The 18,663-nt window shown below is 63.6% G+C and carries 21 protein-coding genes and 1 pseudogene; 6 read left to right on the top strand and 16 right to left on the bottom strand.

Annotated features, from left to right (window positions below):
- Positions 1–197: 197 nt before the first annotated feature.
- Genes tolB through tolQ form a run of 4 tightly spaced genes read right to left on the bottom strand, consistent with a single transcriptional unit; the run spans position 198 to position 3,760 of the window.
- Positions 198–1,574, bottom strand: coding sequence for a Tol-Pal system beta propeller repeat protein TolB (tolB, locus tag MTR72_RS30270; RefSeq protein ID WP_280966701.1), 1,377 nt, complete (start codon positions 1,572–1,574; stop codon positions 198–200).
- Positions 1,575–1,590: 16 nt separating this feature from the next.
- Complete coding sequence (locus MTR72_RS30265) at positions 1,591–2,541, bottom strand: protein TolA (RefSeq protein WP_280971126.1); 951 nt, start codon at positions 2,539–2,541, stop codon at positions 1,591–1,593.
- A gap of 10 nt (positions 2,542–2,551) precedes the next feature.
- Complete coding sequence (gene tolR / locus MTR72_RS30260; protein WP_279372978.1) at positions 2,552–3,004, bottom strand: protein TolR; 453 nt, start codon at positions 3,002–3,004, stop codon at positions 2,552–2,554.
- 39 nt (positions 3,005–3,043) lie between these two features.
- Complete coding sequence (gene tolQ / locus MTR72_RS30255) at positions 3,044–3,760, bottom strand: protein TolQ (protein ID WP_027553212.1); 717 nt, start codon at positions 3,758–3,760, stop codon at positions 3,044–3,046.
- A 610-nt stretch (positions 3,761–4,370) separates the two neighbouring features.
- On the opposite strand from tolQ, the gene MTR72_RS30250 reads away from it, so the two are divergent.
- Positions 4,371–4,889, top strand: a complete 519-nt coding sequence (locus MTR72_RS30250; protein WP_280966702.1) for a DUF2231 domain-containing protein — start codon at positions 4,371–4,373, stop codon at positions 4,887–4,889.
- A gap of 129 nt (positions 4,890–5,018) precedes the next feature.
- On the opposite strand, the gene MTR72_RS30245 is transcribed toward MTR72_RS30250, so the two are convergent.
- From MTR72_RS30245 to MTR72_RS30230, 4 genes and pseudogenes are all read right to left on the bottom strand, one after another.
- Positions 5,019–5,507: a DUF2852 domain-containing protein gene (locus MTR72_RS30245; protein WP_280966703.1), complete on the bottom strand. Its 489-nt coding sequence runs from the start codon at positions 5,505–5,507 to the stop codon at positions 5,019–5,021.
- Positions 5,508–5,628: 121 nt separating this feature from the next.
- Positions 5,629–6,360 (bottom strand): TetR/AcrR family transcriptional regulator, encoded by a 732-nt coding sequence (locus tag MTR72_RS30240; RefSeq protein WP_280966704.1) that lies wholly within the window; start codon positions 6,358–6,360, stop codon positions 5,629–5,631.
- 206 nt (positions 6,361–6,566) lie between these two features.
- Positions 6,567–6,929: a YciI family protein gene (locus tag MTR72_RS30235; RefSeq protein ID WP_341511653.1), complete on the bottom strand. Its 363-nt coding sequence runs from the start codon at positions 6,927–6,929 to the stop codon at positions 6,567–6,569.
- A 58-nt stretch (positions 6,930–6,987) separates the two neighbouring features.
- Positions 6,988–7,380 (bottom strand): annotated as a pseudogene (locus MTR72_RS30230) (YciI family protein); the annotation flags it as partial.
- Between the two features lie 359 nt (positions 7,381–7,739).
- Here MTR72_RS30230 and MTR72_RS30225 point away from each other — a divergent pair.
- The 3 genes from MTR72_RS30225 (at position 7,740) to MTR72_RS30215 (ending at position 9,434) form a co-directional block, all read left to right on the top strand.
- On the top strand, positions 7,740–8,528 hold the full coding sequence (locus MTR72_RS30225; protein WP_280966706.1) for an SDR family NAD(P)-dependent oxidoreductase: 789 nt from the start codon (positions 7,740–7,742) through the stop codon (positions 8,526–8,528).
- 111 nt (positions 8,529–8,639) lie between these two features.
- Positions 8,640–9,077, top strand: coding sequence for a hypothetical protein (locus MTR72_RS30220; RefSeq protein ID WP_445819647.1), 438 nt, complete (start codon positions 8,640–8,642; stop codon positions 9,075–9,077).
- Positions 9,078–9,254: 177 nt separating this feature from the next.
- On the top strand, positions 9,255–9,434 hold the full coding sequence (locus tag MTR72_RS30215; protein ID WP_280966707.1) for a hypothetical protein: 180 nt from the start codon (positions 9,255–9,257) through the stop codon (positions 9,432–9,434).
- Positions 9,435–10,032: 598 nt separating this feature from the next.
- Here MTR72_RS30215 and MTR72_RS30210 read toward each other — a convergent pair.
- The 4 genes from MTR72_RS30210 to MTR72_RS30195 form a co-directional block, all read right to left on the bottom strand.
- A complete protein-coding gene (locus MTR72_RS30210) occupies positions 10,033–10,443 on the bottom strand; it encodes a VOC family protein (RefSeq protein ID WP_280966708.1) in 411 nt (136 codons plus the stop codon).
- A gap of 25 nt (positions 10,444–10,468) precedes the next feature.
- A complete protein-coding gene (locus MTR72_RS30205) occupies positions 10,469–11,005 on the bottom strand; it encodes an SRPBCC family protein (RefSeq protein WP_280966709.1) in 537 nt (178 codons plus the stop codon).
- A gap of 192 nt (positions 11,006–11,197) precedes the next feature.
- A complete protein-coding gene (locus MTR72_RS30200) occupies positions 11,198–12,499 on the bottom strand; it encodes an RNA polymerase sigma factor (RefSeq protein WP_280966710.1) in 1,302 nt (433 codons plus the stop codon).
- Complete coding sequence (locus MTR72_RS30195; protein ID WP_024337611.1) at positions 12,496–12,864, bottom strand: YciI family protein; 369 nt, start codon at positions 12,862–12,864, stop codon at positions 12,496–12,498. The genes MTR72_RS30200 and MTR72_RS30195 overlap by 4 nt, the downstream gene beginning before the upstream one ends.
- A gap of 141 nt (positions 12,865–13,005) precedes the next feature.
- Between MTR72_RS30195 and MTR72_RS30190 the strand changes: the two genes are divergently transcribed.
- Positions 13,006–13,971 carry a 2-hydroxyacid dehydrogenase gene (locus MTR72_RS30190; protein ID WP_280966711.1) on the top strand — a complete coding sequence of 322 codons (966 nt, stop codon included), beginning with the start codon at positions 13,006–13,008 and terminating at the stop codon, positions 13,969–13,971.
- Between the two features lie 70 nt (positions 13,972–14,041).
- Here the strand turns inward: MTR72_RS30190 and MTR72_RS30185 are convergent, their stop codons facing one another.
- Entirely contained in the window at positions 14,042–14,695 is a 654-nt protein-coding gene (locus MTR72_RS30185; RefSeq protein ID WP_280966712.1) for a TetR/AcrR family transcriptional regulator, read from the bottom strand.
- A gap of 104 nt (positions 14,696–14,799) precedes the next feature.
- Between MTR72_RS30185 and MTR72_RS30180 the strand changes: the two genes are divergently transcribed.
- Positions 14,800–15,444 carry a glutathione binding-like protein gene (locus MTR72_RS30180; protein ID WP_341511652.1) on the top strand — a complete coding sequence of 215 codons (645 nt, stop codon included), beginning with the start codon at positions 14,800–14,802 and terminating at the stop codon, positions 15,442–15,444.
- Positions 15,445–15,524: 80 nt separating this feature from the next.
- Here the strand turns inward: MTR72_RS30180 and MTR72_RS30175 are convergent, their stop codons facing one another.
- From MTR72_RS30175 to MTR72_RS30165, 3 genes are all read right to left on the bottom strand, one after another.
- Positions 15,525–16,295 carry a substrate-binding periplasmic protein gene (locus tag MTR72_RS30175; protein WP_280966714.1) on the bottom strand — a complete coding sequence of 257 codons (771 nt, stop codon included), beginning with the start codon at positions 16,293–16,295 and terminating at the stop codon, positions 15,525–15,527.
- 37 nt (positions 16,296–16,332) lie between these two features.
- The gene (locus MTR72_RS30170) at positions 16,333–16,680 is read right to left on the bottom strand and encodes a c-type cytochrome (protein WP_280966715.1); all 348 of its coding nucleotides are present in this window, start codon (positions 16,678–16,680) and stop codon (positions 16,333–16,335) included.
- Between the two features lie 93 nt (positions 16,681–16,773).
- Positions 16,774–18,489 carry a pyrroloquinoline quinone-dependent dehydrogenase gene (locus tag MTR72_RS30165; RefSeq protein WP_280966716.1) on the bottom strand — a complete coding sequence of 572 codons (1,716 nt, stop codon included), beginning with the start codon at positions 18,487–18,489 and terminating at the stop codon, positions 16,774–16,776.
- Positions 18,490–18,663: the final 174 nt, after the last annotated feature.

The following is an 18,663-nucleotide window of genomic DNA, read 5'->3' as shown; positions in this document are numbered from 1 at the left end:
AAGTCTTTCTGAGGGAACATCGTTAAAGTCGAGTGTTTCTGAACCTCAGGCGATTGAAATACATCAATCAGATCAAGCAACTGGGAAAATTTTACCGAGCACAGCCTAAACGAAAGATTGATGCGGGCAAACATCTCGCAAATCTTTGCGAAAAAGGCGCGCATTCGGAATCGCGCGCCAAGACGGAGCCCAGACCGCTAGCCTGAGGTCGAAGACAACAGCGGCGACCACGCCGGATCGGACGCGAAGCCCGGCGTCGGCACCTTCAGCTCGTTGCGGCCGGAAATGTCGACCGTGAACAGCGACGGGCCGGAGTTGCCGCCGGGATCGCGGAAGAACATCACGACTCGGCCGTTCGGCGCGAAGGTCGGGCCCTCATTGTGATAGCCGGAGGTGAGGATGCGCTCGCCGGAGCCGTCGGGCTTCATGATGCCGATCGCGAACTGGCCACCGCCCTGCTTGGTAAACGCGATGTAGTCGCCGCGCGGCGACCACACCGGCGTCGAATAGCTGCCGTTGGTGTCGTCTTTCGAGAATGAGATGCGCTGCGCCGGTCCGCCGCTCGCCGACATCACGTAGATCTGCGGCTTGCCGCCGCGGTCGGACTCGAAGCAGATGCGGGTGCCGTCGGGCGAATAGGACGGCGAGGTGTCGATCGCGGGCGTATCGGTGAGCCGCGTGGTCGAGCGCGAACGCAGATCCATCGCGAACAGGTTGGAGTTGCCGCCCTGTTGCAGGCTCATGATGACGCGCTGGCCGTCCGGCGAGAAGCGCGGTGCAAAGGTCATGCCGGGGAAGTTGCCGACGATTTCGCGCTGCCCGGTCTCGATGTTGTAGAGATAGACCCTCGGATCGCCCTGGCCGAACTCCATGTAGGTGATCTCTTGCGAGTTCGGCGAGAAGCGCGGCGTCAGCACGAGGTCCGAGCCGCGGGTCAGATAGCGCACATTGGCGCCGTCCTGGTCCATGATCGCGAGCCGCTTGACGCGCCGCTCCTTGGCGCCGGTCTCGTCCACGAACACCACGCGGCTGTCGAAATAGCCCTTGTCGCCGGTGAGACGCTCGTAGATCTGGTCGGAGATGATGTGGGCGATGCGGCGCCAATATTCCGGAGAGGTGAAATATTGCTGGCCGGTGAGCTGCTGGCCCGAGGCCACGTCCCATAGGCGGAATTCAGCCTTGAGCCGGCCGTCCGGCTGACGCGTCATGCGGCCGGTGACGAGGGCCTGCGCGTTGATCGTCTTCCAGTTCTGGAACTGGGGCGCGACGTCGATATTGCTGATGCGCTCGATGAAGGCGGCCTGGTCGATCGGATTGAACAGCCCCGAGCGCTTCAGATTGTTGGTGATGACCTGGGTGACGCCGTTGCCGACCTCACCATCGGACGGAGAGCCCGCCACGAAGTTGGTGATCGCGATCGGCATCGGTGCGACGTTGCCTTCGGTGATCTGCAGCTTGGTCTGCGCGACCAACTGCGAGGGAAGCAGCAGCCCGGCGGCGGCACCGGCGCCACCGATGAGAAGCTGACGGCGATCGATCGGCAAAGGCGACAACGGCAAAGACTTCACGGACATTGCGGGCTCTCAGACATTAGCTGCGGAACATCGTCTTCGGATCGAAATCGATATCCATGTATTTCCACTGATCGTAGGTTTCCTGGCGCAACATTGTGTAGGGCTGGCCCTGCAACACGGCGCGAACGGCAGCGTCAGCCGCCGCCTGATAGCGCGGCGAGGAGCCGGTCGAGACCACCTGCGGCGGCTGCGTCAGTCGTCGATCCGGTCCGAGGTGAATGCGCACGGTCACGAACAGCTCTTCGGGATGCTCGATGCCGGGCTGCACGTTCCACAGGCTCGCGAGCCGCGCGCGCATCGCGTCGAGCTCGGACTGCGACAGCGTCGCGGCCGTGCCGCGCGTCGTACCGAGCGAGGCCGAGGCGTTCAGCGACGCGCCTGTGATCGACTGCCGGGTCGGATCGCGCTTGTCGAGCAGCGCCGCGATCTTGGTCTGGTCGAAGGTTCGCTCCTGCTTCGGCTTCGGAGGCTGCGGCTGCGCCTGTGCGGGCTTGGTCTCCTGCTTCGGCGTTGGCTTCTTGGCCTCCTGCTTCTTGATCGCTTCGGCGATCGGATCTTCCTTGGCCTGATCGGGCTTCTTCTCAGCGGGCTTCTGCTCTTCCTTCGGCTTGTTCTCGGCGACGGGCTTCGGCGGATCGGGCTTCTTCTCGACCGGCTTCTCCACCGGCTTCGGCGGCGGCTCGGGCGCGGACGAGGTGATGATCTCTTTCTTTTCGGTCACCTTGCCGATGGCATCCTCGACGGGCTTGGGCTCGGCGACCTTCTCGACCATCGGCTTCGGGTTGTTCTTGTCGCCGGTCTTGATGCCTTGCGTGATCTTGGACAGTTGATCGGCGGAGATGATGTCGACCGGCAGCGATTCCGGCGGCGGCGCTTCCATCGAGCGCGACGAAAAGGTGACCATCCCCCACCCAAGCACGAGGACATGGAGGGCAATCGACGCAACGAGTGTCTTGTCGACCTTCACCTTCACGATCTTACGACCCCTGATCCGCCTCGGTGACGAGCGCCAGCTTCTTGAAGCCCGCACCGGACAACAGGCCCATCACCCTGGCCACTGTTCCGTAGTCCGCCTTCTTGTCGGCCCGCATGTAGATGCGCTCGTCCAAGCCCCCGCGCGCATCCGTGATCGCCTTCAACTTCGGCACCAGCTCGTTGATGTCGATCTCGGCGTCATTGATGAACACCTTGCCCTTGATGTCGACCGAGAGCTGGATCGGCTTCTGGTCGTTCTGCTCGAGGCTCTTGGCCTGGGTCTGCGGCAGGTCGAGCGGCACGCCGACCGTGAGCAGCGGCGCCGACACCATGAAGATGATGAGCAGCACCAGCATCACGTCGACCATCGGCGTGACGTTGATTTCGGCCATGACCGGCTTGCGCCGGCTGCGGCGGCCGCCGCCCCCGGACGAACTTGCAACGTTCATGCCCATCGTCTGGTGCTCACGCTCTGGCCCACACTATACCGTCCACTAGCCTCGCTCGTCGATCTGACGCGACAGGATGGCCGAGAATTCATCCGCAAAACCCTCGAGCCGCTGGGCCTGCCGGTTCACTTCGGAGGTGAATTTATTGTAGAAAATAGTGGCAGGAATGGCGGCGATAAGGCCGATTGCGGTCGCAAACAGCGCCTCGGCGATGCCCGGTGCCACCACCGCCAGCGAGGTGTTTTTCGACGCCGCGATCGATTGGAAGCTCGACATAATGCCCCAGACCGTGCCGAACAGGCCGACAAAGGGGCCGGCGGAGCCGACGGTGGCGAGCACCAGCAGCCTGCGCTCCAGCCGCTCGACCTCGCGCGCGATCGAGACGTTCATCACCTTGTCGATGCGCATCTGCAGGCCGGCGACCGAACGCGCATGGCTCTCGAACGAGCGCTTCCACTCGCGCATTGCCGCCACGAAGCAGGCCGCCATTGAATGCGTCGGCTTGGCCGACAGCGTACGATAGAGCTCCTCGATCGACTCGCCGGACCAGAACGCCTGCTCGAAGCGGTCCATCGAGCGGCGGGTGCGCGCGTAGAGGAATATCTTGTCGATGGCGATCGCCCAGACCCACACCGAGCAAGACAAAAGCCCCAGCATGACCCCTTTCACGATCCAGTGAGCCTGCCAGAACAGCGCGATCAGCGACACGTCGGCGGAAGCGGCAACCGGAAGGGCTGACTGAGCCACGTCGGCCGGATTCATAAGCAGTATCCTCTCAAGGCGATCGTTCCATATCCTCCGGGAGCAAAATGGCTGCCGGTTCCCCAACGCCGCGCGGGTCACGCGCAGCTCACAAGCCTGCGCAAAGCCTTGTCTTTTTGGATTGCAGCGGCCCGTCCAAAGCCGGCCGTCTGCTTTCCCTGCCAAGATGTCAAAACTAAGGGCCTCGACTAAGCCTTTGGGCGCGACCTACCGACTTTTACCAGACCCCGGCGATGGTTAATGCGGGGTTACCGCGGACGAATTTGGCTGCGGGAAAGAGAGGCCGGGCAAGCGGTTGGACGAGGAAGGTGGGGCGGCGCTGCCAGACGCGGAGCGAGGTCGGTTCCCTACCCCTGCGGGCCCTTGCGGGGGAGGGCCAGGGAGAGGGGTGCCACACGGAGACCGAGCTCAATTTCAAATTCTATCGTCAGGCGACCAGCAAGATCGTCGGCCTCTCGGAGCATGCCGCGATGTTCCTCGGCACGCTCTTTTAGCTGCACCGCCGACCGGCCGCGCCGGTCAGCCAGGCTGCCTCTTTGCGGCAGAAACGGAGGAACCAGCGCTCGGGCCGAAAATTGTTCCGGAAAGTCATTTTCGATGAGGTTTTGCCATGAGCATCAACCCGAAGACGACTGCTGCGATCGGCGAGCACCCGATCCATCCGATGATCATCCCGTTTCCTGTGGCGTTCCTGGTCGGCGCGCCAATCGCCGATCTGGTCTTTATTGCAACCGGCGACGGTTTCTGGGCCCGCGCCGCGATGTGGCTGGTCGGCGCCGGCATTGTCATGGCGCTGGTCGCCGCCATAGCCGGCTTTACGGACTTCTTGAGCGAGTCCCGGATCCGCAGCCTGAACGATGCCTGGTACCACATGGTCGGCAACCTTGCGGCGGTCGTGCTGGCGCTGATCAACTTCTATCTCCGCTATGCGCAAGGCGCCGAAGCCGCGATCAAGCCGTGGGGCGTGGTGCTGTCCCTGATCGTCGTCGGCATCCTCCTGTTCACGGGATGGAAGGGCTGGGGGATGGTGTACCGTCACCACGTCGCGGTGGTCGACGCGCCGGGCCAGACGAGTTCAGAACCGGTCACGCCGCAGCATGGTGGCGAGAGCCACCGGCACGCCGCCTGAATGGGACGGCTCGGACGCACGCAACGAGCGTCTCATGAAAACCAAACCGCCCGCCTGCGACATGCAGGCGGGCGGCTTGGGGCCATCAGGACTTTGGGGGCATGCGCCTGAAGGCTTTGAGAGGTCGGATCAGCCCTGCGGCGGCTGATCCGTCGGTGGCGGCGTCGGACGGGTCCGGTGCTGCGCCATGAACTGGTCGAACTCTTCCTTGTCCTTGGCGTGACGCAGACGGGTCAGGAAATCCTTGAACTCGCGCTGCTCCTCCTCGAGCCGCTGCAGCGTTTCGGCGCGGTACTCGTCGAAGGCGCGGTTGCCGGAGGACGGCGGGCCGAAGCCGAAGCCAAAGCCGCGGCGCTCCATGCGGTCGCGCATGCGATCCATCTTGTACTGCATCCGCTCCATCTTGTTCTGCCAGCGATCTTGGTGGCTCCAGCACGACATTCTTCTGCTCCCGAGTGTGAAAAAGAGAAGGGCAAGGCCGATCGGCCACCAGATGATGAAGCCCAGGATGGTCACGGCGATCCAGCCGGGATGCCAGGGCGTGTCGAGCATGTGGGGGCGGTCGTAGGGTTGTTCCGAGGGGCCGCGCCATCGATTGACATCAGCGGTGTAGGCCATTTCCCATCTCCATCACGGCACCAGCGCCGTTGTGAATGTAAATAACATTTACATAGCTAGACCATCCCGCGTTTTTGTCAAGCCGGCCGCCCGATAGGCACGCCGATTTATTTGAGCAACTTTATTTCGGCTTGCCCCAGGGACCCGAGGGTGTACCGGAGGGGGCCTCCGGTGGAATGGGCGGCGGCTCGGCGCCTTTCGCCGCGGAACGGCGGTCGGTCGGGAAGCCGAGACCGCGCAGATAGATCAGCACTTCGGCTTCGAGCAGTTCATCGGGCGACATCGGCAGCTTCCGCCGCGCGGCATCGCCGCGCGAGAACAGCGAAGCAACGCCATGCGACATCGACCAGATATGCAGCGCCATCATCATCGCCGGCGGGCGCGGCGCGCCGGGCGGCGTCAGTGCAGCGAGGCGCTCGGCGGCGGCACGGATGACGCCGAACGCGCGTTCGCCTGCGGCCATCAGCGCCGGATTGGCATCCGTGGGAAGGCCTGATTCGAACATCGCGGCATAGAAGGCCGGCTCCTCGCGCGCAAAGGCGAGATAGGCCTTGCCGACGCGCTCGAACGCGGTGATCGTATCGGGCCGTCCGTCGTCCCAGGCCGCGGACAGCCGCGCCTCGAACTGCTCGAAGCCGCGCTGCGCGATCGAGGACAACAGTTCGTCGCGATCGCGAAAATGCCGGTATGGGGCGGCCGCACTGACGCCGGCCATGCGTGCCGCATCGGCGAAGGTGAAGCCGGCCGCGCCCTTCTCGGCGATCAGCCCGAGCGCAGCCTGCAACAAGGCTTCCTTCAGATTGCCGTGGTGATAGCCGCGCTCGGCGCGGCGCTGCTCCTTGCGCCAGCTCATGTGAACGGCTTTTACATGAGCCGCGCGCGAAGGTCACTAGCGGGAACGGGGTGTGATTAACCCCGTATTTGCACGGTCATTCCGAGCCGACGCGATGGGCCCGCGAAGCGGCCCAGAGCACGAACCCCAATCCGCAATTGCGAATTGTGGAATCTCGAGATTCCGGGTTCGGCTCTGTCGAGCCGCCCCGGAATGACTTTCGATTGCTAGCCGCCCGGGATCGGCAGCACCGGCATGATCTCGACGCGCTCGCCCGGGAAGATCGCGAAGTGCGGATGGTTTTCGAACATCTTCGCCGCCGCTTCGTGGGACGCGGCACGGACCACGGTAAAAGCGCCCATCTCATTGGCGATGTCGGCGACGCCCGTCCCATCGACCTTCTTGGTCTTGCCGAGCGGGCCGCCCATCGCCTGGATTGCGCCCTGGTGCTTCTCGACCCAAGCCTTCCAGGCCGCCATGCCTTCCTGCTCTTTCGCCTTGCGCTCGGCTTCTGACATCGCATTCCATGCGGCCCATTTCGGGCTGTTCTTGCTGCCGAGGAAAACGGCGAGATAGGTGTCGGTGCTCATCGGTTGCTTCTCCCTTGGGTGGTGATGATGACGGAAGCCGCGGCGTCGGCCGCGGCGGGTCGTCAAAGCCAGCGGCGGCCTCCTGCACGTCCGGCGGGAAGTCGCTCATCTCCTGGACCTGGCGGATCTCGATAACCTCGTTCGGCGAAGCCGGACACTTCTTGGCCCAGGCGATCGCTTCCTCGCGCGAGGCGACCTCGATCATCCAGTAGCCGCCCAGGACTTCCTTGGCCTCAGTGAACGGGCCGTCGGTCACGATCGGCTCGCCGGTCGCAAACGACACGCGCGCACCCATCGACGGTGGATGCAGGCCATCCAGCGTGATCAGAACGCCCGCGTCCTTCAGCGCCTCGTTGTAGCGCATCATCGCGGCGACGCGTTCGGGATCGAGCTGCACGTCCGGCGGTGCGGTCTCGTAGCCGAGAGGGATCATCAGCATCATGAATCGCATGGAGATATCCTTTTGCGTGGTCATTCCGGGATGCGCCGCAAGGCGCAGGCCCGGAAATCCATTCATCGACAGGCCGGCCTGACCCGCGCTCCCCAATAAGACGAACGCCGTTCTACCGAACCGACAGGGGAACGAAAATTATTTCGGCGGTCATGGCCGGCCATCGGCGCGGCAGCGGAAAGTCTGTCCCTATCATCCTGAGCACTCGCATAGCGCCCCTCCGGCAGCGACTTCAGGATCGGCGCCGCACCGGGACCGATCGGCATGCCCTGAAACCTTTCTCCGCGGGATGAAAGCGAAGTAGAAGGGGCCAAGCGCCCGCGCGCGACCAACCTTTCGAACACAGGACAGATCAGCAAATGCCGCAAGCCCCACAAAAAGTCGCCCTCGTCACCGGAGCCGCGCGCGGCATCGGGCTTGCGACCGCGAAGAAATTCCTGGCCGAGGGCTGGCGCGTGGCGCTGCTCGACATCGAGGGCGAGCTGCTCGGCCGCGCCGCGGCCGAGATCGGCAGGTACGATGCGACACTGGCGCTGACCTGCGACGTCTCCAGCGCTGCCGGCCTCAGCGCGGCGATGAAGGCGATCGAGCAGGGTTTTGGCCGCCTCGATGCGCTCGTCAACAATGCCGGGATTGCGGTGTTCTCGCCCTTGATGGAGACGTCGGATGCCGATTGGGGCCGCGTGCTCGAGGTCAACCTCACCGGCCCCTTCCTCTGCACCAAGGCGGCGGTGCCCTTGATGCGCGATGGTAACGGCGGCGCCATCGTCAACATCACCTCGATCTCGGCGGTGCGCGCCTCGACGCTGCGTTCGGCCTACGGCACCAGCAAGGCGGGGCTCGCGCATTTGACGAAGCAGCTCGCCGTCGAGCTCGCCTCCCTCAATATCCGCGTCAATGCGGTGGCGCCGGGTCCCGTCGACACCGCGATGGCCAAGCAGGTGCACACGGCGGAGATCCGCGCCGACTATCACGATGCCATTCCGCTCAACCGTTACGGCCTGGAGGAGGAACTCGCCGAAGCGATCTTCTTCCTCTGCTCGGACCGCGCGAGTTACATCACCGGCCAAATTTTGGCCGTTGATGGCGGCTTCGATGCGGCCGGCATCGGTCTGCCGACGTTGCGCGGGCAGCGCCGCAACGGATGAGACTTGTAGGGGGTTAGCGCAGCGTAACCCACCGGTTCTGACGCCGCGGATGCAAAAGTGGTGGGTTACGCTTCGCTAACCCGCCCTACGAATCGAGCTCGTGGAGGCTTCATGCAACACGCTGGCTTTGTCGGGACTGCGATGCTCGCTGCAGCCCTGCTCGCCGCCGCGCCTGCCTCGGCAGAAGTCCGCATCATGCAAAGTCCCGGCGGACAGGTCGGCCCGTTCCTCGATCTGTTCGAGAAGGTACGCGAAAGCGGCGACCGCGTGGTGATCGACGGCCCCTGCCTGTCAGCCTGCACGCTGGTGCTGAGCATCGTGCCGGGCGAGCGCATCTGCGTCACCCGCCGCGCGGTGTTCGGCTTCCATGCGGCGCGTTCGGTGGATCAGCGCGGGCGTTTCTATGCCGAGCCAGAAGCATCAGAAGCCGTGCTGCAAGCCTATCCCGGCCCGGTGCGCGACTGGATCAGCCGTCACGGCGGACTGAGCTCGCGACTGTTGCTGTTGAAGGGGCGCGAGCTCGCGGCGATCTATCCGCGCTGTCGATAGCGTTTTGGCGACCGCTCCACCGGCTGCAGATCGCGCTCGTTATTTGTCGGAACCTCTGCGTAGGTTTTAGCGCGCCGCGCCGGCAGAATGCGTCACAACTGTGAACTGCGTCACACTAACGCCAAGTTGGATTGGCATACCTGAAACCACACGACACGGATGTCTTCGGAGATAGTCATGACCAGCATCAGCACCGACGGACATCCCAGTAAACAAGCTCAGCCCTCACAGTTGCGGACATGGAAGGAGCAGGCTGTCACCACTGCGTTCCTGATCACGAGCGCAGTCGTAACCGTTGGCTGGCTCTACGTGCTCGCAGAGGGAGCCTTGGCCGTCGTGAACTGGCTGTTCTCCTAGAAGAGAATCTGGATCATCGGAGCCAGCTTCATGCTGGCGCAGATGAGCATCCCCCACAGGGCAAAGTTGATTTGTAGCGCCGCCGCCATCGGTCGCTCCCCTCTTAAGTGACGTCCACCCCAGTTTGTGATTCTTTGAGACGAAGCTATCGATTTTGACGGGCAGTTTACAGCCCAATATTGCGCCAATTGTTGTGCGATGCAGTCCACCTCATTCCGCGATGCGCGCTCACGCAGAATGAGGCGAAAGCAAGAGTCACATTCGGCATGACCGATATATCTTTATCCTGCTCGGCCTTCGTGCCGCGCTCGCCGGATGCGCGACCGCGCCGACCTCGGTGCGTCGCCCAATCGCGCGGGACGGACTCGGCCAAGACCCGAACCGGACCGCCGTCGCAAGGCATCGCCAGGCGCACCTGCAGAGAGCGACTCCAATCCGAATCTTGAAGGGCGCCGCAGGAGGACGTCACCGGATTGATCCGCTGAAGCAGCGCGCGGTCAACCTATCGCGGTGAGGGCTTGCTTGTGCGCTCTCTCGCGCCGTTGGCGCGAGAGAGCGTGCTTGTCAGCGCGTCATCGGCGCGCGCTCACATTTGGGCTTACATCCCTTCCGGGCAGTTCACCATCCAGGGGATGCCGAAGCGATCGACGCACATGCCAAAGCCCTTGGCCCAGAACGTCTTGCTGAAGGGCATGGTGATCGTGCCGCCGTCGGCGAGTGCATTGAACTTGCGCTCGGCCTCCGCGGGATCTGCCAGGGTCAGCGAGATCGAGAAGCCCTGCGGCTTCTGCGCATGCTCGGGCGGCGCGTCGGAGGCCATCAACACGCTGCCGTCGGGCAACGACATGCGCGCGTGCATGATGGTCTTCTCGCGGCCGGGCGCCGCGGGCATGTCCGCCGGCGCCTCGGAGGCGCGCATCATCGCCTCGATCTTTCCGCCGAGCGCCTTGACGTAAAAGTTGAACGCCGCTTCGCAGGTGTCCTGATAGAACAGATAGGGATTGAGCATCGTTTCTCTCCTTGGCAGTGAAGCGTTACTTCTCGGTGAGCTTCTTCAGGCTGGCGAGGCCGGTCTCGAAATCCTTGCCGATCATGCGGTCCATGTTGATGAAGACCTGCATCAACTTGGACAGGAACGGTGCCGGACCATACATTGCCCATGTGACCAGTGTGACATCACCTTGCGGCACAAAGGTGAACTCCGCGGTGTTGTGACCTTCGAACGGCCGCTCGAAATCGAGCTTGATCCGAAGCTTTGACGGCGCGTTCGCCTCGAGGATTTCCATATGGCCGGCGCCGACATTGTTGTTGCCGTCCCAGGCATAGGTCGCGCCCTTACCTTCCGCAGTTCCGCCGAAGCTGCGCTTCATCGCGGGATCGCGGCCTTCATAGGGCGACCAGCCGGTCCAGCGATGAAAATCGGCAACCAGCGGATAGATCGCCTCGGCCGGCGCCTTCACGGCGAGCGAGCGCTCGACACGGAACATGTCGGGCTTGGTGAGCGCGAGGACGAGGACGGCGGCCAGGCCGACCGCGATCACGACCGCGAAAATGGCAACAGCTTTCAGCATGAATGACTCCCTTGGGTATGGGCTAAGGACGAATGACGCTGCGCGAGATCGACACGATGGACGGATCTTTTTTTGCGCTGCCCGCCCCACGTCATGGCCGGGCTAGTCCCGGCCATCCACGTTCTTGGCGCGGATGGAAAAGGCGTGGATGCCCGGGACAAGCCCGGGCATGACGGGCGGACGGGATCCGCTCTAATTCGCCTTCGCGCCTTGCTTGGAACTCCCACTGGTCCCCGTCGGCTGGCTGTCCCTGATCAGGCGATCGAGATGCATGCGGATGTGGGCGGCTTCCGCCGAGGTGTTGGCGAGCGCAATGGCGCGGTCGAAGGCGACGCGGGCCTCATCGTTGCGGCCGAGCTGCATCAGGAAGGCGCCGCGCACGCCGTAGAAATGGAAATAGTTGGCGAGCTTCGGCGCCAGCGGCTCGATCATGTCGAGCGCAGCCTGCGGCCCGCGCACCTTCGAGACCGCAACTGCGCGATTGAGCGTCACCACCGGCGAGGGCTGCACCAGTTCGAGCGCGCCATAGAGCAGGTCGATCTGCACCCAGTCGGTCTCCTCCGGAGTCGAAGCTCGCGCATGCAGCGCAGCGATCGCCGCCTGGATCTGGTAGGGGCCGCTGCGGCGGTGGCGCATCGCCTTGTCGATCAGCGCCAGCCCTTCCGCGATCATGGTGCCGTTCCACAGCGAGCGGTCCTGGTCTTCCAGCAGGATCAGCGAACCGTCTTCGGCAAAGCGCGCGGCACTGCGTGCATGCTGCAACAAGATCAGCGCCGTGAGCCCCATGATCTCCGGCTCGCTCTGGAATAGTCGCAGCAAGAGCCGCGCCAGCCGGATCGCTTCCTCGCACAGCGGCTTCCTGATCTCGGCGGTATCGCCGCTCGCCGAATAGCCTTCGTTGAAGATCAGGTAGATCATCGCCGCGACGCCGGCGAGCCGTTCCGAGCGCTCGACCGCGCCGGGCGCCTCGAACGGCACGCCGGCCTCTGCGACCTTGGCCTTGGCGCGCGTGATGCGCTGCTCCATCGCCGTTTCCGAGACCAGGAAAGCGCGCGCGATCTGCTTCACGGTGAGGCCGGAGACGATGCGCAAGGCCAGCGCGATCTGCTGCGTCGCCGGTAGCTGCGGATGGCAGCAGATGAACATCAGCCGCAGGATGTCGTCGCGGTAGTGCGAGCCGTCGAGCCGCTCGGCGAGCTCGCCTTCGGCATCGTCGAGATCGGAGATCGCCTGGTCGTCCTCCGGCAGCGGCTCCTGCTTGCGGGTACGCCGCACCTCGTCGATGGCGACGTTGCGGCCGACCATGATCAGCCAGGCGGCGGGATCGCGCGGCGGTCCGTTCTGCGGCCAGGTTTTCAGCGCACGCAGGCAGGCGTTCTGGAACGCCTCCTCGGCGGTGTCGAGATCGCGGAAATAGCGGAGCAGCGCGCCCACCGCCTGCGGTCGCGCCGAGGTCAGCGCGGTCTCGATCCAGGCGGCATCGGTCTCGCTCACGTCAGATTCCCTCCGGGCCTGAACACGCCCACGGGGCGCACCTCATAGGCGCCGCCGGGATTGGCCGCGCCAAGCTCGCGCGCGACGTCGAGCGCGTCGTCGAGATTCTTGCAGTCCACGATGTAGAAACCGAGCAACTGCTCCTTGGTTTCGGCATAGGGACCGTCGAGCACCAGCGGCGGATCTTCCTTGCGCAGCGTCGCGGCCGCAGTCGTCGGCAGCAGTCGGGCCACCGGCCCGAGCCGGCCCTGTTTGGTGAGCTTCTCCTGCACCACGGCGAGCTTTTTCATCACGGCCTCGTCCTGGTCCTTGCTCCAGGAACCGACGAAGTCCTCATCGTGATAGCAAAGGATGGCATAGAGCATGGTCGACACTTTCCTCGTCTTGTTCTGAAGACGAGCCAATATGCCCTGCCCCGACAGCGATGCGGAAATAATTTGCGAGAAAAATCCGCTGGTTCGTGCCAAGGAAGGCCTTCAAAAGCGGAACCCGATGAGACACCTGGAATGAGCAAAGGCACACTGGCCGTCCTGATCAACAGCAGGTCGCAGAACTGGCTGCCGGCGCGCTGGAAGACCCGGTTCGAGGCGGTCTGCGGCGGCCGCCGCGTCGCGCTGCTGCCCGACGCGGGGCTCGATCCGTCCGAGGTCCACTATGCCGCGGTGTGGAAGCCTGCACCGGGCGAGCTGGCCGCGTTTCCGAACCTGCGCGCAATCTTCAATCTGGGTGCCGGCGTCGATGCGGTGATGGCCGATCGCAGCCTGCCCGACGTGCCGCTGGTCCGCGTCGCCGTGCCCGATTTGACCAATCGCATGACAGAATATGCCGTGCTGCACGTGCTGATGCATCATCGCCAGGAGCTCTACTTGCGGCAATCACAGCGCGAGAAGCGCTGGGAGCCGAAATATCAGTGGCCGGCGAGCGCTATCACAGTCGGCATCATGGGATTGGGCACGCTGGGCGCGGATGCCGCCGTGGTGTTGCGGCGGCTCGGCTTTCGCGTCGCAGGCTGGAGCCGCAATCCGCGGGCCGTCGAGGGGGTCGAGTGCTTCCACGGCACCGCGCAGATCGACGCATTCCTGCGCGCGACCGACATCCTCGTCTGCCTGTTGCCGCTGACGCCGGAGACCCACGGCATCCTCAACCGCGACGTCTTTGCCAAGCTCAACCGCAACAGTCCGCTCGGAGCGCCCGTGCTGATCAATGCCGGCCGCGGCGGCCTGCAGAACGAGGCCGACATTCTGGCCTGCCTCGACGACGGCACGCTTGGCGCCGCCTCGCTCGACGTGTTCGTGCAGGAGCCGCTGCCGCAAGACAGCCGCTTCTGGACCCATCCGAAGCTGGTGCTGACCCCGCACAATGCGGCCGACACCGATGCGGAGGCGATCTCCGCCTACGTCGCCGAGCAGATCGCACGGTTCGAGGCCGGCGGCGTGCTGGAGAATGTGGTGGATCGCGGCCGGGGGTATTAGGGCCTGGCTGAAAGAAAACCGATCGCGCCGCATAGTCGGGCGTCGTCCCGGCGCAGGCCGGGATGACGGCTCAAGTTTTGGCGCCAGCCCCCACCATCACGTCGATCGCGCCCGCCACGATCGCTTCCAGCTCCTTGCGCGGCACGCGGGCGCGGGAGCGGATGGCGATCGAGTGGACGGTGGCGGAGGCGAGCTGCGCCAGCGCGGCCGGATCCGCCGTCTCGGGCAACTCGCCCTTCTCCTTCGCCCTCCGGAAACAATTGGCAAAGGCCTTGTCGAGCTCGGTGAGCCCGTCGAGCACCATGGCGCGAATCTCGGGATCGCCGACGGCTTCCGAGGCTGCGGTCACCACGGTGAAGCAGCCGCGCGGGCCGGTGTCGCCGGAAAGATAGATGTTCAGTGCCGAGGCGAAGATGCGCTCCAGCCGCTGGCGCAGCGGCATCTCCTCGCGAAAGATCGCCACCATCGAAGCGCGCGCGTCCTCGCGGTAGCGCTGATAGCTCTTGATGTAGAGCTCGCGCTTGTCGCCGAAGGCACCATAGAGACTCGGCCGGTTCATCCCGGTCGCTTGGCTGAGATCGTCGAGTGAGGTCGCCGCAAAGCCCTGCTTGCGGAACAGGTCGAGCGCCTTCCCGAGCGCCACGTCGGGCTCATAGGCGCGCGGCCGGCCGCGGCGCTTGGGCTGTCCGGGTGCCGCCATCGGCTCTTTCGATTTTTGTACCATTTCGCAAAATAATCCTTGACCCGACTTATATTATGCAAGACAGTACAAAAATCAATCTGGCCAGGTTGAGCGACATCCCAAGGAATTGCCCAAGGAGGCTACAGATGGACCTTTATTTCTCGCCCCTCGCCTGTTCGATGGCGACCCGCGTCGCGCTGTATGAAGCCGGCGCCGAGGCGAACTATCTCGAAGTCGATCCGCCGACCAAGAAGGTGCTGAACGACGACTCCGACTTTCGCGCCGTGAATCCGATCGGCCTCGTTCCCACGCTGCGCACCGACGAGGGCGTGGTGCTGACCGAGAACGCGGCGATCCTGCAATATGTCGCCGACCGCTTTCCGCAATCCGGCATCGGCACGGGACCCGGCATCGATCGCACGCGGCTGCATCAATGGCTCTGTTTCATCGGCACCGAGCTGCACGAGGGCCTGTTCGTGCCCGTGCTCGACCGCAAGGCGCCGCAAGAGGCCAAGGCCTACGTGCTGGAGAAGAACCTGTCGCGGCTCGACTATCTCGACAACTACCTGAAGGGCCGCGACTTCCTGCTCGATCATTTCAGCGTCGCCGACGCCTATCTCGTCACGGTCATCAACTGGACCATGGCGACACCACCGATCGAGCTCGCGAAATGGCCGAACGTGAAGGCCTATTACGAGCGCCTGCGCCAGCGTCCCTCGATCGCGAAGGCGATTGCGGAAGAGTTCGAGTTGTACAAGGCCGAGCAGGCGCGGAAGAAGGCGGCGGCTTAAGGCCAAAGCCAAATCTGATATTTCGCATATCAGCGACGTCGTGCCGGATCGGCCCGGACGGCGTCGTTCTCTTGAGCAATTCAGCTCCTCGGCGCTTGCAGCACGATCCCATAGCGACCGTATATCCGATCGATCGCGCCTTCGTTCCGCAGCCGTTCCAGCGCTCCGTCGATGGCTTCGCGCAACGCATCATCCGGGCGGACCATGCCGACGGCGACATTCCAGTTGAGATCGGCCACGCTCTCGTCGCGATCGAGAATCCGCAGGGGCTTGTCCGGATGCATCAGATTGAAATAGCTCGCCGCTGTGGGGGTGACCGCGGCGGCATCGATCTCATGGTTCGACACGGCGTCGAGGCTGTCGCTCTCGAAGCCGAAGGTCGATGTGGGCACGCGCCGCTGACCGATGATCATGGCTGCGACAGATCCGACCTGCACTCCCACCTTGGTAGCCTCGTTGAGGCTCTTGAACGAGGTGAGCGTGCTGGATGACGGTACCGCAAGCGCGACGCCCGTCCGATAATAGGGCTTGGAGATCCTCAAGCGGGTTTCGCCTTGCGCTTCGCGATCGGCAATGACGTCCAGAACAATGTCACAGCCGGCGCTACGCATTTGGTACTGCGTGATGGTCCAGTCGAGTCTCAGCGACACGCCGAGTTCGCGTGCCAGCGCCCGTCCCAACTCGACCTGAAAGCCGGGCGGATCGCCGGCCTTGCGCGCAAAGGGAAGCGAGTTGGGATGCGCGCATAGCCCGATCTCGCCGCTCGAGCGGATCGCGTCCAGGGTTCGCGCCTGCGCCGGTCCCGATAACCCGATGGCGGCACCGACGATGAGCGGGACAATTGCCTTCATTCCGCGTCCTCATTTGGATGGATCGGGTTTCGGCGGTTCAGCCCTCGCGCGGCTTGAGTTGCCGGATGTATGTGATGATCTGGTCGATCTGCGCGTCGCTGAAGGTTTCGCCGAATGCGGGCATCGCACCTGGCTTACCGTTCTTGATGCGGCTGCGAAGATAATCATCGTCGTGGGAGTTATTCATGAGCTGCGGCCCCTTGCCGGCCGCGCGCCCCCCATCGGAATGACACCAGCCACAGGTGGTTGCAAACAACTGCCCGACGTCGAACGTCTCCTTGTCCGGCGCAGGAGTGGCGGACTGCGCATGGACCGGCACGGGACATGCCAGCAAGACGGCCAGTGCCGCCGGCAGTAACGTCATTGTCCCCAAATTCGATTTCACGGGATACCGCTCCGTTTTCGCAAAGCCTCATCAGCCACTGAAATGCGTGGGGAGCGGGAGTGTCCCCGCTCCCCGACAGGTCATCCGAACGACCTATTTCAAGCTGTAGACGATCAGCGCGCCATCGTCGCGAGGCATGCTCTTGTAGACGCCGCCGAAGGTCGGCGCGTAATCGTCCGACGCCATGCCGCCAAAGCCCGCGGTCACCGCGATGTACTGCTTGCCGCCTGCGGAGTAGCTGATGATTCCGCCCTGATGGCCGGTGCCGTCAGAGTGATTCCACAGCTCGGTCCCGGATTCGGCATCGTAGGCATGAAGGATGCCGCGGGAGTCAGGCACGAACACGAGATTGCCAGCGGTCGACAGGACGCTCGCGAGCGGCGGTTCGGGGAAGCGGACTTCCCACTTCTTGGCGCCGGTCACCGGGTCGCGCGCGTCGAGGTGCCCATAAATCTCCCCGCCCGGAGGAGGCGCAATCTTGAAATCGGCCCCAATGTTGAGCTGTGCTTGCGGGGCGACTACCGGCGTCGTCTTCATGACCTCGAGGGTCATGCACCATTCCTGGCCGAGCTTGTAGTAGAGCCCCGTCTTCGGGTTGTAGGAGCCGGAATTGAAGCTGACGCCGCCGGAGATGTGCGGACACAGCGGCTCATTTACCTTTCCGGCCGTAAAGTCACGCCGGCCAACCAGTTCGCCGGTCTTGGGGTCGATGTTCTTCACAAAATTGCTGTTCTGGGTGATCCGCCAGACGTTCTTCAAACCGAGATTGCGGTCATAGACGAAGATGTAGCCGCTCTTGTTCGGATGAACTACGAGCTTCTGGCCGTCGCGCTCGAGCATCACGAACTCGCCGACGGCGCTGTCGAAGTCCCAGGCATCGTGCGGCAGTTCCTGATGGTAGAATTTCAGCTTGCCGGTATCGATATCGAGACCGATCACCGAACTCGTATAGAGATTGTCGCCGGGACGCGCACCTTGCGTCTTGTAGTCAGCGCCTGACCAATCGTAGAGCGGCGCCGGGTTTGCGGTGCCCCACAGGATGGTGTTGGTCTCTGAATCGTAGGTGCCCGGCATCCAGCCGCCACCACCGCCGGTGCGCCAGGAATCGCTACCCCAAGTCTTCATGGCCTCGTCGGTGCCAGCGACAGTCAGGAACTCCCACTTCTTCTTGCCGGTGGCGGCATCCACGGCGAAGATCGGGCCACGGCCCGGCCATTCACCACCTTGCGCGCCGATAATCACGCTCCCCTTCGCGTAAAGCGGCGCGCCGGTGAAGCCGACCGTGAGCTTCTGCGAATCGATCAGCTTGGTGTCCCAGAGGACTTTCCCCGTCTTCGCATCCAGCCCGATGAGACGGCCATCCATCGTACCGACGAAGACCTTGCCTTCACCGATAGCTACGCCGCGGTTGTAGGGCGAGTGGGTCTGTCGGCTGATCAGCGCCTCATCCAGCTCCGGAAAGTACGACCAGATCACCTCGCCCGTCGCGCCGTTCAGGGCAAAGACCCGGCTGTAAGAACCCGAGTAATAGAGCACGCCATCGGCGACGAGCGGCATTGACTGCAGGCCGCGCGTCGATCGTCCGGGAATGTGGATCCAGGCTACGCCCAGATTGCCGACGTTGTTTGCATTGATCTGCGCGAGCGGGCTGTAGTGATAGGATTTGTATGAACCGTGATAGGTGAGCCAATCGTTCTGACCGCCGGCCTCGATCCGGGCCGTATCCACGGTTTGAGCCAACGCCGCCGACGCCGCAAGCGTCGCACCGACAAGAACAGGTAAACCCGAGTTAAGCCACTGCTTCCTCATATGCACTTCCTCCCGCTTTCGTGTTTATTGATTGCGTGATGAGCGCCGCTGCGAGGGGCGTTTGCAGTTCAGTACGCGTCGATTGCTCTCCATCGGACATGATCTGCCAACAGATATCCCTCTCTCTCGGCGCCTATCGCCAAAGAAGCTACGTTCACTGGAGTGGTTGCTGTT

It is taken from the genome of Bradyrhizobium sp. ISRA442, from assembly GCF_038085055.1.
GTDB lineage: Bacteria > Pseudomonadota > Alphaproteobacteria > Rhizobiales > Xanthobacteraceae > Bradyrhizobium.
This window is presented reverse-complemented; position numbering and strand designations above follow the sequence as displayed.

Excerpts from the sequence above, each read along its gene's own strand:
- MTR72_RS30225 (WP_280966706.1), top strand. The coding sequence starts at position 7,740 with ATGCCGCAAGCCCCACAAAAAGTCGCCCTCGTCACCGGAGCCGCGCGC.
- MTR72_RS30215 (WP_280966707.1), top strand. The coding sequence starts at position 9,255 with ATGACCAGCATCAGCACCGACGGACATCCCAGTAAACAAGCTCAGCCC.
- tolQ (WP_027553212.1), bottom strand. The coding sequence starts at position 3,760 with ATGAATCCGGCCGACGTGGCTCAGTCAGCCCTTCCGGTTGCCGCTTCC.
- MTR72_RS30190 (WP_280966711.1), top strand. The coding sequence starts at position 13,006 with ATGAGCAAAGGCACACTGGCCGTCCTGATCAACAGCAGGTCGCAGAAC.
- MTR72_RS30185 (WP_280966712.1), bottom strand. The coding sequence starts at position 14,695 with ATGGTACAAAAATCGAAAGAGCCGATGGCGGCACCCGGACAGCCCAAG.
- MTR72_RS30175 (WP_280966714.1), bottom strand. The coding sequence starts at position 16,295 with ATGAAGGCAATTGTCCCGCTCATCGTCGGTGCCGCCATCGGGTTATCG.
- MTR72_RS30250 (WP_280966702.1), top strand. The coding sequence starts at position 4,371 with ATGAGCATCAACCCGAAGACGACTGCTGCGATCGGCGAGCACCCGATC.
- MTR72_RS30205 (WP_280966709.1), bottom strand. The coding sequence starts at position 11,005 with ATGCTGAAAGCTGTTGCCATTTTCGCGGTCGTGATCGCGGTCGGCCTG.
- MTR72_RS30240 (WP_280966704.1), bottom strand. The coding sequence starts at position 6,360 with ATGAGCTGGCGCAAGGAGCAGCGCCGCGCCGAGCGCGGCTATCACCAC.
- tolB (WP_280966701.1), bottom strand. The coding sequence starts at position 1,574 with ATGTCCGTGAAGTCTTTGCCGTTGTCGCCTTTGCCGATCGATCGCCGT.
- MTR72_RS30195 (WP_024337611.1), bottom strand. The coding sequence starts at position 12,864 with ATGCTCTATGCCATCCTTTGCTATCACGATGAGGACTTCGTCGGTTCC.
- MTR72_RS30245 (WP_280966703.1), bottom strand. The coding sequence starts at position 5,507 with ATGGCCTACACCGCTGATGTCAATCGATGGCGCGGCCCCTCGGAACAA.
- MTR72_RS30220 (WP_445819647.1), top strand. The coding sequence starts at position 8,640 with ATGCAACACGCTGGCTTTGTCGGGACTGCGATGCTCGCTGCAGCCCTG.
- MTR72_RS30210 (WP_280966708.1), bottom strand. The coding sequence starts at position 10,443 with ATGCTCAATCCCTATCTGTTCTATCAGGACACCTGCGAAGCGGCGTTC.
- MTR72_RS30165 (WP_280966716.1), bottom strand. The coding sequence starts at position 18,489 with ATGAGGAAGCAGTGGCTTAACTCGGGTTTACCTGTTCTTGTCGGTGCG.
- MTR72_RS30180 (WP_341511652.1), top strand. The coding sequence starts at position 14,800 with ATGGACCTTTATTTCTCGCCCCTCGCCTGTTCGATGGCGACCCGCGTC.
- MTR72_RS30235 (WP_341511653.1), bottom strand. The coding sequence starts at position 6,929 with ATGAGCACCGACACCTATCTCGCCGTTTTCCTCGGCAGCAAGAACAGC.
- tolR (WP_279372978.1), bottom strand. The coding sequence starts at position 3,004 with ATGGGCATGAACGTTGCAAGTTCGTCCGGGGGCGGCGGCCGCCGCAGC.